Below are 14,254 nucleotides of genomic sequence, written 5' to 3'. Positions count from 1 at the left end.
CCGCGCGGTCAGGCGTCGTCGCTGCGGTAATGCGCACCGAGGCTGGCGGCACGCCGTGATGCGGCGGCCAGGAGCTGTCGGGCCAGCCTTCCCTGCCAGCCGCAGGCCGGCGCATCCGCTGCCAGCGCGTGCTGCGCCGCGGCCATGTCGCTACCGTTGCGCACCGGTCCGAGCGCGCTCCACAGCAACTGCCGCACGTGGGCCAGCGCCTGCGGGTCGGCCGCGGCGCCATGTCCGCTCCACGCGTATCGGCCCCGCGCCGGCTGGGCCAGCGTGTCGATGTCCGCCAGGCGGCGGCCCAGGCGATCACCGAAGACCAGCCCTTCCAGCAGCGAGTTGCTGGCGAGCCGGTTGGCGCCGTGCACGCCGTTGCAGGCCACTTCGCCGACGGCATACAGCCCGCGCACGCCGGTGCGTCCATCGTGGTCGGTGGCCAGTCCACCCATGTGGAAATGCGCCGCCGGCGTCACCGGGATGCGCTCGCGCGCCGGATCGATGCCATTGGCGCGGCAACTCGCGTGCACGGTCGGGAATCGGGTGGGCCAGGCATCGCCCAGCGCGGTGGCATCGAGCCAGGCCTGCCCGTCCTCGCGCAGCGCCTGCCACACGCGGCGTGCGACCAGGTCGCGTGGCGCCAGGTCGGCAAGCGGATGCAGTCCCGCCATCAGCAGGCGGCCGCGCGCGTCGTACAGGCGCGCGCCCGCGCCTCGCAGGGCTTCGGTGACCAGCGGCAGCGGCTCGCCGCCCGCCGCGTCGCCGGGCACGGCCAACGCGGTCGGATGGAACTGGACGAATTCCAGGTCGCGCCCGGCTGCGCCGGCCGCAAGCCCCAGGGCCAGGCCATTGCCATCGGCGCTGGAAGGATTGGTGCTGGCCGAGAACAGCGCGCCGATGCCGCCGGTGGCCAGCACCACCTCGCTGGCCCCGACCAGGGTCGTAACGTTGTGCGCATCGCGCACGCGCAGGCCGGCGATGCCGCCGTCGCGCAGCAGCAGGGCCTGCACCTCGACCCCTTCGCGCAGTTCGATATGCCCGGCCGCGCGCGCGCTGCGCAACATCGCGGCGAGCAGCACCGCGCCGCTGGCATCGCCACCGGCGTGGACGATGCGATCGGCACGGTGCCCGCCTTCGCGTCCCAGGCGCAGCCGTGCGTGGTCGTCGCAATCGAACGGCACGCCCAGCGCCTGCAGGCGCCCGATCGCCGCCGGCGCATGCTCGACGAGGTACTCCACCACGGCGGTGTCGTTGTGCCCGGCGCCGGCCTCCAGCGTGTCTCGCGCGTGCGCGGCCGGCGTATCGCCCACGGCCAGGGCCGCGGCGATGCCGCCCTGTGCCAGGGCACTGGCACTGCCTTGCCCATGGGTACCGCGGGCGATCACCAGCACCGGCCGTGGTGCGGCGGCCAGCGCCACCGACAATCCCGCTACGCCCCCGCCGACCACCACCAGCGGGTGGGGACGGGCGCTCACACGCGGTCGCGCCGGCCCACCGCCAGCATCCGCTCCAGCGCGTGGCGCGCGCGGCGGGCCACGTCATCGGGCACCACCACTTCGTGCTGCAGGTGCTGCAGGCAGGCGTGGATGTTGGGCAGGGTGATCCGCTGCATGTGCGGGCACAGGTTGCAGGGCTTGATGAACTCCACTTTCGGGAAGCGCGCGCGCAGGTTGTCGGCCATCGAGCACTCGGTGATCAGCGCGACCCGTTGCGGCTGTTCCTTCTCCAGCCACGCACCCATCGCGGTGGTGGAGCCGACGAAGTCGGCTTCGGCCTGTACCTCGGGCGGGCATTCGGGATGGGCGACCAGGCGCGCGTCGAAGCGCTCGCGGGCGTGCCGTGCCTGCTGCGCGGTGAATTGTTCGTGGACCTCGCAGCGCCCGTCCCACAGCACCAGCTCGATCGCGGTGTGCTGGGCGACGTGGTGGCCCAGGAACCGGTCGGGCAGGAAGATCACGCGTTCCGAGCCGGATTCGGCGGCCATCGCCTCGACCACCTGCACCGCGTTGGCCGAGGTGCAGCAGGCGTCCGATTCGGCTTTCACTTCGGCGGTCGTGTTGACGTAGCTGACCACCGGGGCGCCGGGGTGGAGGCGGCGCAGTTCGCGCACGTCGGCGGCGGTGATCGATGAGGCGAGCGAGCAGCCGGCTTCCAGGTCCGGGATCAGCACGGTGCGGCCGGGCGCGAGGATCTTCGCCGTCTCGGCCATGAAGTGCACGCCGCACAGCACGATGATGTCCGCGTCGCAATCGGCGGCGGCCTGGGCCAGTGCCAGCGAATCGCCGGTGATGTCGGCCACGCCATGGAAGATCTCGGGCGACTGGTAGCTGTGCGCCATGATCACCGCGCCACGCTCGCGCTTGAGCGCGCGGATCGCGTCGATCCAGGGCAGGTGCAGTGGCCATTCCAGGCACGGCAGCAGGGGTTCGAGCTTCGCGCCCAGTTCCGCGTAGCGTGCCTCCAGCTCGGGGTGCCAGCTCAGGCCGGGTCGTGCCGCCGTGTGGTGCATGCGTGGGTTCCGGTCAGGCGCGGTGTGCGTCGCGCGCGGCACGCAACAGGTGGCTGCCGCGGTGCAGGACGATCCGCAGGCCCAGCGGCAGGTCTTCCCAGGGCAGGCGATCAAGCAGGTTGCGCACGGTCAGGCCCAGCTCGACATCGCCGGTAAGGACCAGGCGACGCTGGAAAAACAGGGTGTCGGCATCCTCCTGGCGGCTGGCCAGCAGGAACAGGTCGGTGGCGCTGCCGCGCACGGTCGCCTCGGCCGGTTCATGGCAGGCGAGCAGCCGCTCACCACTCCACGCGAACACCCAGGCCAGGCCAAGGTCCTCGAGCTCGATGCCCAGGCGTCGTCCGCGCACGAGATCCAGCGTGACCGGATCCACGCGGCGGACGGCGCGGGCGAGGATGCGCTCGGCCAGCGGCTCGTGGGCGACGCGCGGCAGGCGGCGCAGCAGCGGGCGCAGCCGGCGAGGAGGGGGCAGCAGGCGCAACAGGCGCGCAGCGGATAAGGAGCGGGATGCGACGGGCGTGGACATGGAGATCCTGACGGCAGGGCGGGGACCGGCGTTGCCGGCCTGGACCTGCTGTCGGCAGGCATCGGACATCAGCGCGTGCATCAGTGCGTCGGCGGTATCGCCGGGTACTGCCACGCGCGCGGCCACCCGCCTTGCGCGTGACAGTACCCCCGCCTCGCGCTCGCCATCGCGGACCGGCAGGCCAGCCACGCGCTTGCTGCGATGGACCGCTCCGACCAGGCGTCGGCGCAGGCCGGCCAGGGCTACCACCGCGTCGTCCACGTGGTCGATCGCATGGCGTGCGCCGACCAGCGTTCCGGAAGCGATGTGCTGCGCCGGACCCGTGGGGGAGAGCGGGAACGGTGGCAGCCCTCGGGGTGTTTCCATGCGGGGTCCGCGTAGGTGGCGAGCGCGACGATGCTAGCGGCGCCGTTGCGCGCGGCTTCTGATCCAGATCAAGCGCGCCGCGATATGGCATGCGCACGGGTGGGCGGGTGGCCGGTCGATCAAGGCGGCACTGCGCGGGTTTCCTCTCCTGCCTCGGGATCGATGGCAACCGGCACCGGTCCGGCGGCATGCAGTGCCCGTGCCGCCGGCAGCACCGTCTGCCGGTAGACGGTCTCCGCCTGTTCCGGCAGGAAGTCCGCATGCCTGCGCTTGCGCACGCCATGGTCGGACAGGGTCAGGTGCGTGTCGGCGCTCACGCCGGCGCGCTCCAGGCAGGCGCGCACGCAATGCAGCACGCAGCCGTCCAGGGCCAGGATCGCCCGGCCGGACTGCGCGGTGCGCACCAGCCCGGTGACGCCGCCGCCGACGCCGGCGATGCACGACATCTCGGCGGCGCCGGCGCGGTCCAGCCACAGCGCCATCTGGTTGGCCATCTGCGCCGCGCTCGAGCAGCCCGAGCAGCTGTAGACGAGCGGAAGTTTTCCGGTCATTGCGGTTCCCCGTGTTGGCGTGCGAATGCGCGGGCGCGCTGCAGGCAGCGCCACTGGCACAGGGCGCTGCCTGCATACGCGACCGCCAGCGCGATACCGGCGATCCGTCCGAGCGGCGGCCAGGCCAGCGCAACCAGCAGCAGCCCGGCCGCCGCCAGGTGCACGCACAGCACTCCGTGCTTTTCGCCATCGGTGACCAGCCGGCCCACTGCGGGAATACGCACGCCGCGCGGGCACTGGCCGCGCAAGGCGATCCAGGTGATGAATGCGGTGATCTCCAGCAGCATGCCGGTGACCAGCAGCGGCACGCCGATACCCAGTGCGAGCATGCCCGCGAGCGCCGTCGTGATGGCGGGCGCACCGGCCGCTGACGCGCACGCGGCGATCCCGGCCAGGGCCAGCGCGATGCTGCCCACGCACCAGAAGCGGACCAGGGTCCGATTGCGCCGGTGCGGTGCGCGCCACTGCAGCCAGAGCAGCGCCGCGGCGAAGGCCATCGCCGGTAGCGCGAGCGACAGCGCGGCGTACAGCACCGGCGCACCCGCCAGGCGCGCCAGGCCCCAGGCGATCGGCAGTCCCAGGGCAAGCACCAGCCATGCCGCGAACGCGCGCGGCGGGACCGGCGACGTGCCCTGGAACATCGGCACGGTCACGCTGCCCACCGCGGCCAGCAGGCCGAGCATCCAGCCGCCGGCGCCGAGCGTGGCGTGCGCATCGACCACCTGGTCCAAGGGCAGGGCGGCATGGCCACCGAGCACCAGGGCCGCGAGCAGGCCCAGCGCGATCGTGGCCAGCAGCGCCAGCAGCGCGCCGCCGATACCCGCGCGCAACAGGCGTTGCGCGCCTGCACGCAGCAGCGCCGGCAGTGGCGGCACGATGACGAGCAGGAGCGAGGCGGCGAGCAGCAGTGATGCCGGCAGCAGCAAAGCGTGGTTGAAGAACAGCGCGGCCACGAACACCGGCAGGCCGAGGTTGAGCGCCACATGCGCGACCGGCGCCAGTCGCGCCGCAGAGGGTGCGATACCCGCGGCGACCGGCAGGAACTGCAGCAGGCTGCCGAGCATCGCGTTGCCCAGCACGCCCAGGGTGAACAGGTGCACCAGCGCGACCGCCGTGGGCGACCAGCGTCCGCCGGCGAGGGTGTCCGGCGATGCGGCCAGCAGCACGCCGGCAACCACGCCCCACAGCGGCGCGGTCAACAGGAAGCGCAGCGGCCGCGGCGCGGGCGGCGCACGCGTGAGCGCCAGGCCAGTCATCGCATCACCCCGTCACGAAGCGGGTGGTTGCGCCGGCAACACCGCGGCGTCTTCGAGCCGGCACACGGCGATGCGCGCCCCGCCGTCGCCCAGGTCGTCCAGTCGCCAGGCGTAACCCTGCCGTTCCAGCATAGGCAGCAGCGGTCCGGGCCGGTGCGGGGTGAGTGCGTGCAGGCAGGCGCCCGCCGGCAGCGCATCGAGCGCGTCGAGGATGCGTTCCATCGGTGCGGGCGGGGGCAGGTGGCGCAGGTCCAGCAAGGCGTGCATGGCGTATACGGCAGGTCGCGGATGGCGCCACCATCGCAACCCCCGGATGCGCGCGCCTTGACCTGCATCAGGTGGGCGCGGCATCGGCGCGCGGGAGGCGCCGGAATTGATCCTGATCATGGAGGACGCGATGGCACCGGTCCTACGGTGCGCGCATCTTCCAAGCAGGAGCTTCCGATGTCGCGTCACGCCATCCGTTCGACCTTGGCCACATGCATCCTCCTCTCACTTGCCGCCGGACAGGCACTGGCTGCCGACGCCGGCACGCCGATCCTCGACCTGCGCTACCGGCACGAATCCGTCGACCAGGACGGTTTCGCGAAGGACGCCCATGCCGACACGCTGCGCGTGCGCGCCGGCTACGCCACTGCGGCCTGGCACGGCTGGACGGCGCTGGCCGAGGCGGACGCCGTGCTCGGCCTGGGCGATGGCCGCTACAACGACACCCGCAACGGCCAGCGCCAGTACCCGGTGATCGCCGACCGACCCGGCGCGGAGATCAACCAGGCGCTGCTGCGCTACACCAGTGGCAGCAACACGGCCACGCTCGGTCGCCAGCGGATCAACCTGGGCAACCAGCGCTTCGTCGGCGGCGTCGGCTGGCGCCAGAACGAGCAGACCTACGATGGCGTGCGCGTGCAGCTGGCGCCGCTGGAACGCCTCAGCGTGGACTACAGCTTCGTCGACGGGATCAATACGGTGTTCGGGCCCGACGACAGCGCCGCCTCCAACCGCAGCAATCCGTCGGACATCGAAGGCCAAAGTCACCTGCTGCAGGTCGGCTTGCGGTTCGCGCCTGCGTTGTCGGCCAGCGCCTATCACTACCGGCTCGACCTCGACGGAATCGCGGTGACTGCGACCGCGCCGCCTGGCACCTTGTCCAGCCACACCACCGGCCTGCGCCTGGAAGGCGCGCAGGGCGCATGGAGCTACGCCGCCGAGTACGCGCGCCAGCAGGAGCTGGCGGACAACCCGTGGACGCTGGACAGCCGCTACCTGCTGGCCGAGCTGGGCTACAAGGTCCGCGGCGCCACCCTGAAGGCCGGCTTCGAATCGCTGGGCGGCGGCGAGGGCACGGGCAACCGCGCGTTCCAGACCCCGCTGGCGACCAAGCACCTGTTCCAGGGCTGGGCCGACATGTTCCTGACCACCCCGGCGCAGGGCGTCGACGACCTTTACGCCGGCGTGAGCGTGCCGCTGGCCGGCGGCACGCTGCAGGCCTGGTACCACGATTTCTCGCCGCAGCGCGGCGGCGGACGCTACGGCGACGAGATCGACCTGTCCTACGCCCACCCGATCCCCGCGCTGAAGGGCCTTTCCGGCCTGCTGAAGCTGGCCCGCTACCGCAGCGAAGACCGAAGCCGCACGGTCGATACCGACAAGCTCTGGCTGCAGCTGCAGTACACCTACTGAGCCTGTCCTGGCCCGTCCCGGCGGGTGCCGGGGCCGTCCGGGTCCCTCCGGCCGGCGCCGGAAGCCTCCCTGACCGCCGGCCGCCGGCGGGTCTTCCAGCCCCGGATACCCGGCCGGGGCCGGCCCATCATGTAAAATCGCCGTCTTTTGAGCGGCAGAGTGGCAGAAGCGCGACATCGAACGCCCGTTCCGGGCCCGGCCTTCACCCGCCTGCTGGCGCGGGTCACCGGGGCTGAACTCCCGGCGTCGGGCCCGGCCCTGTCAGGGCGGCTGGGCCAGTGGTTCGACTGGAACCGTGCCGTGGTGCTGTCGCGGGCGCTCGACGGGCGGCTCCCAGCGCCGGCCGGCGATGGCGCACCGGCTGCCGACGACGACGCGACCGCGGCCTGCGCCCGTGCGCGCGAAATGCAGGCCAGTGCGATCGTCGACGAAGGCGCGGCGGCCCTCGCCCGCGTGCGTGAACGCTGCGCGTCCAGCGGCGAGGCGCCCGATTACGCCCCTTTCCGCCAGTTCCACCTGGCCCGGCAGCGCTCGATGCAGGCGGCCACCGGCCAGCTGCGCGGTCGCCTGCGCGACCAGCTCGCCCACGGCCCGGCCGACCTGGCCCGGCTGGCCGAAGTCGACGCGGTGATGGAACTGACCCTCAGTCCGCGCGAACAGGCACTCCTGTCGGGCGTGCCGGCGATGCTCGGCGAACATTTCGAGCGCCTGCGCCTGGCGCAGGCATCCACGGGCGCCGGTTCGGTGCCCGCACACACCTGGCTGGATGCGTTCAGCCGCGACATGCAGGCGGTGCTGCTGGCCGAACTGGATGTCCGTTTCCAACCGATCCAGGCGCTGCTCGCAGCGCTCGATCCCCAGACCTTGCGGAAAACATGAACCGGCATTCCCCCTACTTCGCCCCTTACTTCGCCCTGTACCTGACCGGCCTGGGCGTGACCTGCTGGATCGGCGCCGGCTACGTCGTCACCAACCCGCTCGGCGCACTCGTCACCGGGGTCATCGCGGCCTGCTATCTGGCGGGCGGGATCGAACTGCATCGCTACCGGCAGGCGACGGCGACGCTGTCCGCCGCGCTGCAGGAGATGCCCGCCGCCGGCGGCATGCTCGACGCCTGGCTTGCGCGACTGCATCCGGGCCTGCGCAACGCGGTGCGCCTGCGCATCGAAGGCGAGCGCGTCGCCCTGCCGGCGCCCGCGCTGACGCCGTACCTGGTCGGCCTGCTGGTGCTGCTGGGCATGCTCGGCACGCTGATGGGCATGATGGCGACCCTGCGCGGCACCGGCCTGGCGCTGGAAAGCGCGACCGACCTGGACGCGATCCGCGGATCGCTCGCCGCACCGATCAAGGGCCTGGCCTTCGCCTTCGGCACCTCCATCGCCGGCGTCGCCAGCTCCGCGGTGCTCGGCCTGCTCTCGGCGCTGTGCCGGCGCGAGCGGCTGCAGGCGGTGCAGCAGCTGGACGTGGAGATCGCCACGTCACTGCGCGTGCATTCGCAGGCCTGGCAGCGCGAAGAGGCGTTCCGGCTCCTGCAGCAGCAGGCGACGGTGGTGCCGGCGCTGGTGGAACAGCTGCAGGCGATGGTCGGGGCGATCGAACGTCAGGGCGTGGCCAACGGCGATCGCCTGGCCGCGCACCAGGCCGAGTTCCATGCGCGCACCGAGAGCGCCTACGCGCAGCTGGCCCACTCGCTGGAGCAGTCGATGCGCGCCGGCGCGGCCGAAAGCACGCGTGCCGCCGCCGCGGTCCTGCAGCCGGCGATCGAAACGACGATGGCGGGCCTGTCGCGCGAAACCGCGGTGCTGCACGACACGGTGAACCAGGCCGTGCAGCGCCAGCTGGAAGCGTTGACCGCTGGCGTCGATGCGACGCGCGAGGCCGCCGCCGCCGCCTGGACCACGGCGCTGGAGGGCCAGCGAGGCGCCAGTGAAGCCCAGGGCCGCGAGCTGGAAGCAGCGCTGACGCGCTTTGCCTCGACGTTCGAGCAGCGCTCGGTGGACCTGGTGGAGGGCGTCTCGCAGCGCCTCGATGCGACCGCCGGCCACGTCGCGGCCGCCTGGCAGCAGGCGCTGGCGCAGCAGGACGCCGCTGGTGCGGCGCTGGCCAGCCGCAACGAACAGGCGCTGGCGAACGCGGCCACGACTTTCGAGCGGCATGCCGATGCGCTCATCTCGCGCCTGGCGCAATCGCACGACGAGCTGCAGGCCGCGCTGGCCGGGCAGGACCAGCAGCGGCTTGAAGCCTGGACCGGGCAGCTCTCGGCGACCGGCGTGGCGCTGCGCGAGGAATGGGAGCACGCCGGCGCGCACACCGCCGCGCGCCAGCAGGAAATCTGCGATGCGCTGGCCAGCAGCGCGGCCGACATCACCGCGCAGGCGCAGGCGCACGCCCGCGAGACGATCGCCGAGATTTCCCGGCTGGTCCAGGTCGCATCCGAAGCGCCGCGCGCCGCCGCCGAAGTCATCGCCGAGCTGCGCCAGAAACTTTCCGACAGCATGGTCCGCGACACCGCCATGCTGGAAGAACGCAACCAGATGCTGGCCACCCTCGACACCCTGCTTGCCGCGGTCAACCACGCATCGACCGAGCAGCGTGGTGCCATCGATGCGCTGGTCGCCACCTCGGCCGACCTGCTCGACCGCGTCGGCAACCGCTTCGCCGACCAGGTCGAGGCCGGCACCGGCAAGCTCGAGGAAGTCGCCGCGCAGGTCGCCGCGGGCGCCACCGAAGTGGCGAGTCTGAGCGACGCCTTCGGCATGGCCGTGGAACGCTTCGGCGCATCAAACGACATCCTGGTCGAGCGCCTGGGCGCGATCGAGGGCGCGCTCGACCGCTCGCTGGTGCGCAGCGACGAGCAGCTGGCCTATTACGTGGCGCAGGCGCGCGAGGTGATCGACCTGAGCCTGCTCGCGCAGAAGCAGATCATGGCCGACCTGCAGCGGATCGGTGGCCAGCCGTCCGCCGGAGCCCACGCGGCATGAGCGTGGAGAGTGACGATGCCGAACTCGGCACCACCGTCTGGGCCAGCTTCGGCGACCTGATGTCGGTGCTGCTGGGCGCGTTCGTGCTGGTCCTGGTCGGCGTCATCGCCATCCAGGCCCAGCTGGCCAGCCGGCTGGACGAAGAAGTGCGCCGGCGCCAAGCCGAAGCGCAACAGCGCCATGCGCTCGAACAGGCACTGGCCGCGCCGCTGGCGGCGGGCCGGGTGACCCTGGTCGACGGTCGCATCGGCATCCGCGGCAATGTGCTGTTCGCACTCAATTCCGACCAGCTGCAGCCGGAAGGGCACGAGCTGCTGCGCAGCCTGGCCGCGCCACTGGCCGGTTACCTGGCTTCGCGCGAGGAAATCCTGATGGTCAGCGGCTTCACCGATGACCGCCAGGTGCGCGGTGGCAATGCCCGCTTCGCCGACAACTGGGAGCTGTCGGCGCAGCGCGCGCTGACCGTGACCCGCGTCCTGGTGGCAGAAGGCGTGCCGGCGGCTTCGGTGTTCGCGGCCGCGTTCGGTGCGCAGCAGCCGGTCAGCACCAATGCCGACGAGGACGGGCGTTCGCGCAACCGCCGGGTGGAGATCGCACCGGTGCGGCGGCCATCAAGGACCACGACGCCCGATGGACGGTGATGCCGTGCACGCCACGGTGCGCAGCCAGCCAGACGCGCCGCCGACGGCAGAGGCCGCACTCGAGGCCTGGCGCGCCCAGGGTGCCGATCGCATCGATCCGCTGCGCTTCGACCTGATCGCGGCGATGGCCGCGCGCGTGCACGACCACGCGGGTACGGCGCGCGCACTTCTCGAGCAGCGCCTGTCCCGCCTGGTCCAGGCGTACGCGGACACCATTGCGTCCGCCAGTCCGGGCGACGCCGTGGCAAAGCAAGGCGCGATCGCGAGCAGCGCACTTGCTGCACTGTCCGCGTCGCTGGCCCGGCCGGTCGTGGCGGATCCTGCGTCAGCGGACCTGCAGGCTGCGCCTGCGCCGTTGTATCCCGAGCTGCCGGTGCTGGACGAACTGCGCACGGTCTGGTCGCGCCTGCGCAACGACAGCCAGATGCGCGAATCGATGGAGCAGGTGCCTGCCGATGCCGGCCCGCTCAACTCCGGCATGCTCGTGCATCGCGCTCTGCAACTGATGCAGGCCACCGCCCCGGGCTACCTGCAGCATTTCATCGCTTATGCCGACACGCTTTCCTCGCTGCAGCAGCTGCGGGAAAGTACCGTCCCGGCGGGCGCCGACGCGCGCGCGCCAACGCGCGGTCGCGGGCGCAAGCGCAGCGGCTGACAGCTGCAGCAGCGGCACCTTTGCCGTATCGTCGGCTGCCGCCGCCGGCACGTCCGGCCAGGCGCATGCCCGCATCCGCCGCATGCCAGGGTTCCGGAGCGCACGACCGATGAATCGTCCGTTGCAGAAATACCAGGGGGGCTGCCATTGCGGCGCGGTGCGCTTCCAGATCGAGACCGGGTTTCCCGAGCTGACCACGTGCGACTGTTCGATCTGCCTGCGCAAGAACGCGCTGATGGTCAAGGTGCACGAGAGCGCCTTCCAGCTGCTCGCCGGTGAGCAGGCGCTGGCCGAATACCAGTTCCATACCCGCACCGCGCGACACTTCTTCTGCAAGACCTGCGGCATCTATCCATTCCACCGCAAGCGCGTCACGCCCGACTACCTGGGCATCAACGTGTTCTGCCTGGAGGGTTTCGATCCGGAGGGCATACCGGTACGGCGCACGGTGGGAGCCGGGATGGACTGAGGCGGCACGCTCAGTCGTGCCAGGGATCGTCCGCTGACCGCGCTTCAGGGGTGTCGGTCGACAGGCCGGCGGCCTGCCAGGATTCCTGCAGCAGGGGACAGGCCGGCAGGCAGGGATCGGGCAGTTCCAGTTCGCTCAGGTCCATGGTGTGACTCCGCGGGTGTCAGCCCGCCAGCAGGTAGAACGCGCCCAGGGGATGGTGCACGCGGGCGATGCAGTAGACCTGCAGGAAACACAGGCCCGCGGCGGCCACGAGTGCGGCGCGCGGCAAGGTGCGCCTTTGCGGGCGGAAGGCCAGGATGCCCAGCACCACGTAGGCGGTAACGAAGCACAGCTTCACCAGCAGCCAGCCGTTGGCGTACAGCTCGCGCGGCAGGATCGTCAGCAGCATGAAAGCGGCGGTCAGCAGCACCGTGTCGATCGTGTAGCTGAGGTAGCGGACCGGGGCCAGGCGCGGCCAGCGCATGCCGCCGAGCAGGGCCATCGCCCGCAAGGCGAAGAACGCGCCGCTGGCCAGCGCGGCGGCGATGTGGACGAGCTTGATGTCGGGATAGAAGGTGATCATCGCGGAGTCGGTGTGTCAGCCGGGACGTCCGTCGCGGCGCGGGGTCAGGTAGATGTGGCCGATTCGCGCCACCCACGGCGACAGCGCCAGCAGCCAGCCGACCGCGGCCAGCGCCTGCCACAGGCCCGGGTCGGGCAGCACATCGGCGAGGATGCGCAGCGTGGCGACGAGCTGGATCGCGATGAAGGCGAACCAGGCGATGGGATACATCTGCAAAGGCCGGCCGGAGTGGCCCTGGGTCACGCGGGTGACCATCGCCACCAGCACGCTGCCGAAGAAGCCGATGAACAAGGCGTGCATCGGCGCGCGCCCGAGGATGAACTCGCCGCTCGTGGCGTAGACCAGGCTCTGCGCCAGGTACAGGGCGAAAGTCACCGGCAGCCACGCGGTGCCGATGAACAGCACCGCCAGCAGGCCCGGCATGCGCGGGGCGCCTGCGACGCGGCGCGGCCACCAGCGCCACACCGCGTAGCCGGTCAACGAAAGCAGCGGCACGTCGGCCAACCAAAGCCACGCGTAGCCGTGGACCAGTTCCAGCGCCAGGTGCAACATCGCGAAGGCCCACACAGCACCCAGCCATGCCAGCGGCCGCCACGCCTTGTAGCCCGGCACGGCATTGCCCGCGAAGAACGGGAACATGCGATGGGCGACGGTTACGTACACCGGCAGCAGCAGGCCGAAGCCGCCCAGCTTGATGCTGGCGAATGCCCAGTTCGCCGGTGCGCCGAGGACGAAGGCCAGGAACATTGCCACGCCCAGCCAGCCCAGCACCAGCGCCGCGTAGCACGAGCGCGCGTGCCAGGTGCGCCCTTTCTCGTCGGCGAGCAGGCGGCCCAGGATCGCCAGCGCCGCGGTCCAGCCGGCCAGCGCCATCCACAGTCCCACGGTCAGTCCGACCTCCCAGCCGGCGGCACCGAGCAGGATCGCCAGTTGCCCGCCCATCAGGCCCAGGCCCACCGGCACGTAGTGCCAGCGCTGCAGGTCGGGCAGGCCAAGCCAGCGCGGGAACACGGTCAGCAGGAAGCCGAATACGAAGCTGGGCAGCACCAGGTACTGCATCAGGAAGGCGTGCAGCCACCCTGGCGGCACCGCCATCGCCGGCAGCGTCCACAGGCCGAAGCGCACCGACAGCAGCCACAGCGTCCACCACAGCATCGCCAGCAGCACGTTGGAGGCGCCGATGAAGAACATCAGCCGGTGTGGTGCATGCGCCAGCCAGGCCGGCGATGCGCCAGCGCGGTGGGGACGGGGCGGGGGAGCGACCTCGATGTGCATGGCCGCAGTCTGCGACGCGGACGCAAGCGACGCCTTGACCCACGTCAGGCCGGCGCTGATCGGCCGCCCCGTGCGACCGTGCTGCGCCTTGACCCCTGTCAAGGCCGCGAGCGCCGCCGCTGCCTACAGTCGCTCCAGTACCGGTCGCACGCCATGCGCGCGCGGCCGTGGCCGTCCTTGAACGATCCCGTGAACGCCCCTCCGAACGAGAGAACCCATGTCCATCGCACCGGCTTCCCCGACCGATCCCACTATTGCGCTGTCGCGCCTGTCGGCGATGAACGCCGCGCTGCGCGAGCTCGATCCCGATGCCCAGGTCGCGCTGGATCCAGACGGCGGCAAGTTGAAAGTGCTGACCGTGCTGCCACCCGCCCAGGTGATGGCCGTGTTGCAGGCGCTGGGCGAAACGGCCGAGCTGTCCGGCGATGCGTACGCGGAGGACGCCGACGAAGCGCGCGGCACGAACACGGGTGGCAGCTGCGGCTGCGGCTGCCGCCGCAGCTGAGCGCGGTCAGCGCGGTACGCTTTCGCGCGCGTCCGGATAGTCGCTTTCCGGGTCGGGTCCGTCCTTGCGCGGCGTGTCGGGCTGGTCGTGGTCCTTCCAGCGTGCCTTGTCGTTGCGCAGCTTGTCGGGCGTATGCGACTTGGCCTGGTCGCCCTCGGGATTGGATTCCGGCGTGGGTTTCATGGTCGCGTCCTCATGCGCAGCGTGGGGCCCATTGCACGACGATGGCCGTCGTCGTGCAGTGATGGCGCGCGCACCCGTTGCGCGCGCCGGCCCGCAGC

At 71.6% G+C, this 14,254-nt stretch carries 17 protein-coding genes; 7 read left to right on the top strand and 10 right to left on the bottom strand.

Annotated elements, in window-relative coordinates; translation table 11 throughout:
* Positions 1-8: 8 nt before the first annotated feature.
* The 6 genes from MNQ95_RS04415 to MNQ95_RS04390 all read right to left on the bottom strand — a co-directional run bounded on the left by MNQ95_RS04415 (position 9) and on the right by MNQ95_RS04390 (position 5,469).
* Positions 9-1,469 carry an L-aspartate oxidase gene (locus MNQ95_RS04415; protein WP_162411457.1) on the bottom strand — a complete coding sequence of 487 codons (1,461 nt, stop codon included), beginning with the start codon at positions 1,467-1,469 and terminating at the stop codon, positions 9-11.
* On the bottom strand, positions 1,466-2,503 hold the full coding sequence (gene nadA, locus MNQ95_RS04410; protein WP_241953930.1) for a quinolinate synthase NadA: 1,038 nt from the start codon (positions 2,501-2,503) through the stop codon (positions 1,466-1,468). Before nadA ends, MNQ95_RS04415 begins: the two co-directional genes overlap by 4 nt.
* 13 nt (positions 2,504-2,516) lie before the next feature.
* On the bottom strand, positions 2,517-3,395 hold the full coding sequence (gene ubiT, locus MNQ95_RS04405; RefSeq protein WP_241953929.1) for a ubiquinone anaerobic biosynthesis accessory factor UbiT: 879 nt from the start codon (positions 3,393-3,395) through the stop codon (positions 2,517-2,519).
* Between the two features lie 119 nt (positions 3,396-3,514).
* Positions 3,515-3,946: a putative zinc-binding protein gene (locus MNQ95_RS04400; protein ID WP_162411454.1), complete on the bottom strand. Its 432-nt coding sequence runs from the start codon at positions 3,944-3,946 to the stop codon at positions 3,515-3,517.
* On the bottom strand, positions 3,943-5,202 hold the full coding sequence (locus tag MNQ95_RS04395) for a hypothetical protein (protein WP_241953928.1): 1,260 nt from the start codon (positions 5,200-5,202) through the stop codon (positions 3,943-3,945). The genes MNQ95_RS04400 and MNQ95_RS04395 overlap by 4 nt, the downstream gene beginning before the upstream one ends.
* 12 nt (positions 5,203-5,214) lie before the next feature.
* A complete protein-coding gene (locus MNQ95_RS04390) occupies positions 5,215-5,469 on the bottom strand; it encodes a DUF2249 domain-containing protein (protein WP_162411452.1) in 255 nt (84 codons plus the stop codon).
* Between the two features lie 177 nt (positions 5,470-5,646).
* Here MNQ95_RS04390 and MNQ95_RS04385 point away from each other — a divergent pair, with 177 nt between their 5' ends.
* From MNQ95_RS04385 to MNQ95_RS04360, 6 genes are all read left to right on the top strand, one after another.
* Complete coding sequence (locus MNQ95_RS04385; protein ID WP_162411451.1) at positions 5,647-6,882, top strand: alginate export family protein; 1,236 nt, start codon at positions 5,647-5,649, stop codon at positions 6,880-6,882.
* A 147-nt stretch (positions 6,883-7,029) separates the two neighbouring features.
* A complete protein-coding gene (locus tag MNQ95_RS04380) occupies positions 7,030-7,761 on the top strand; it encodes a DUF3348 domain-containing protein (RefSeq protein WP_202922906.1) in 732 nt (243 codons plus the stop codon).
* Positions 7,758-9,863 carry a DUF802 domain-containing protein gene (locus MNQ95_RS04375; protein ID WP_241953927.1) on the top strand — a complete coding sequence of 702 codons (2,106 nt, stop codon included), beginning with the start codon at positions 7,758-7,760 and terminating at the stop codon, positions 9,861-9,863. The genes MNQ95_RS04380 and MNQ95_RS04375 overlap by 4 nt, the downstream gene beginning before the upstream one ends.
* Entirely contained in the window at positions 9,860-10,504 is a 645-nt protein-coding gene (locus MNQ95_RS04370; protein ID WP_241953926.1) for an OmpA family protein, read from the top strand. Before MNQ95_RS04375 ends, MNQ95_RS04370 begins: the two co-directional genes overlap by 4 nt.
* Positions 10,494-11,159 (top strand): DUF2894 domain-containing protein, encoded by a 666-nt coding sequence (locus MNQ95_RS04365; protein ID WP_162411447.1) that lies wholly within the window; start codon positions 10,494-10,496, stop codon positions 11,157-11,159. Before MNQ95_RS04370 ends, MNQ95_RS04365 begins: the two co-directional genes overlap by 11 nt.
* A gap of 109 nt (positions 11,160-11,268) precedes the next feature.
* Positions 11,269-11,628 carry a GFA family protein gene (locus MNQ95_RS04360; RefSeq protein ID WP_202922905.1) on the top strand — a complete coding sequence of 120 codons (360 nt, stop codon included), beginning with the start codon at positions 11,269-11,271 and terminating at the stop codon, positions 11,626-11,628.
* A 10-nt stretch (positions 11,629-11,638) separates the two neighbouring features.
* Here MNQ95_RS04360 and MNQ95_RS15820 read toward each other — a convergent pair whose 3' ends face one another.
* Genes MNQ95_RS15820 through MNQ95_RS04350 form a run of 3 tightly spaced genes read right to left on the bottom strand, consistent with a single transcriptional unit; the run spans position 11,639 to position 13,468 of the window.
* Positions 11,639-11,773: a hypothetical protein gene (locus tag MNQ95_RS15820; RefSeq protein WP_274379421.1), complete on the bottom strand. Its 135-nt coding sequence runs from the start codon at positions 11,771-11,773 to the stop codon at positions 11,639-11,641.
* An 18-nt stretch (positions 11,774-11,791) separates the two neighbouring features.
* Positions 11,792-12,193, bottom strand: a complete 402-nt coding sequence (locus MNQ95_RS04355; RefSeq protein ID WP_162411446.1) for a SirB2 family protein — start codon at positions 12,191-12,193, stop codon at positions 11,792-11,794.
* A gap of 15 nt (positions 12,194-12,208) precedes the next feature.
* Entirely contained in the window at positions 12,209-13,468 is a 1,260-nt protein-coding gene (locus MNQ95_RS04350; RefSeq protein WP_241953925.1) for an NnrS family protein, read from the bottom strand.
* 217 nt (positions 13,469-13,685) lie between these two features.
* On the opposite strand from MNQ95_RS04350, the gene MNQ95_RS04345 reads away from it, so the two are divergent.
* A complete protein-coding gene (locus tag MNQ95_RS04345) occupies positions 13,686-13,973 on the top strand; it encodes a hypothetical protein (protein WP_162411444.1) in 288 nt (95 codons plus the stop codon).
* 6 nt (positions 13,974-13,979) lie between these two features.
* Here the strand turns inward: MNQ95_RS04345 and MNQ95_RS04340 are convergent, their stop codons facing one another.
* Positions 13,980-14,156 carry a hypothetical protein gene (locus MNQ95_RS04340; protein ID WP_202922904.1) on the bottom strand — a complete coding sequence of 59 codons (177 nt, stop codon included), beginning with the start codon at positions 14,154-14,156 and terminating at the stop codon, positions 13,980-13,982.
* Positions 14,157-14,254 lie beyond the last annotated feature (98 nt).

The organism is Pseudoxanthomonas daejeonensis (assembly GCF_022637495.1).
In the GTDB taxonomy this organism is placed as follows: Bacteria; Pseudomonadota; Gammaproteobacteria; order Xanthomonadales; family Xanthomonadaceae; genus Pseudoxanthomonas; species Pseudoxanthomonas daejeonensis.
Note: the sequence above shows the minus strand (reverse complement) of the source record. Positions and strands in the feature narration are given on the sequence as shown.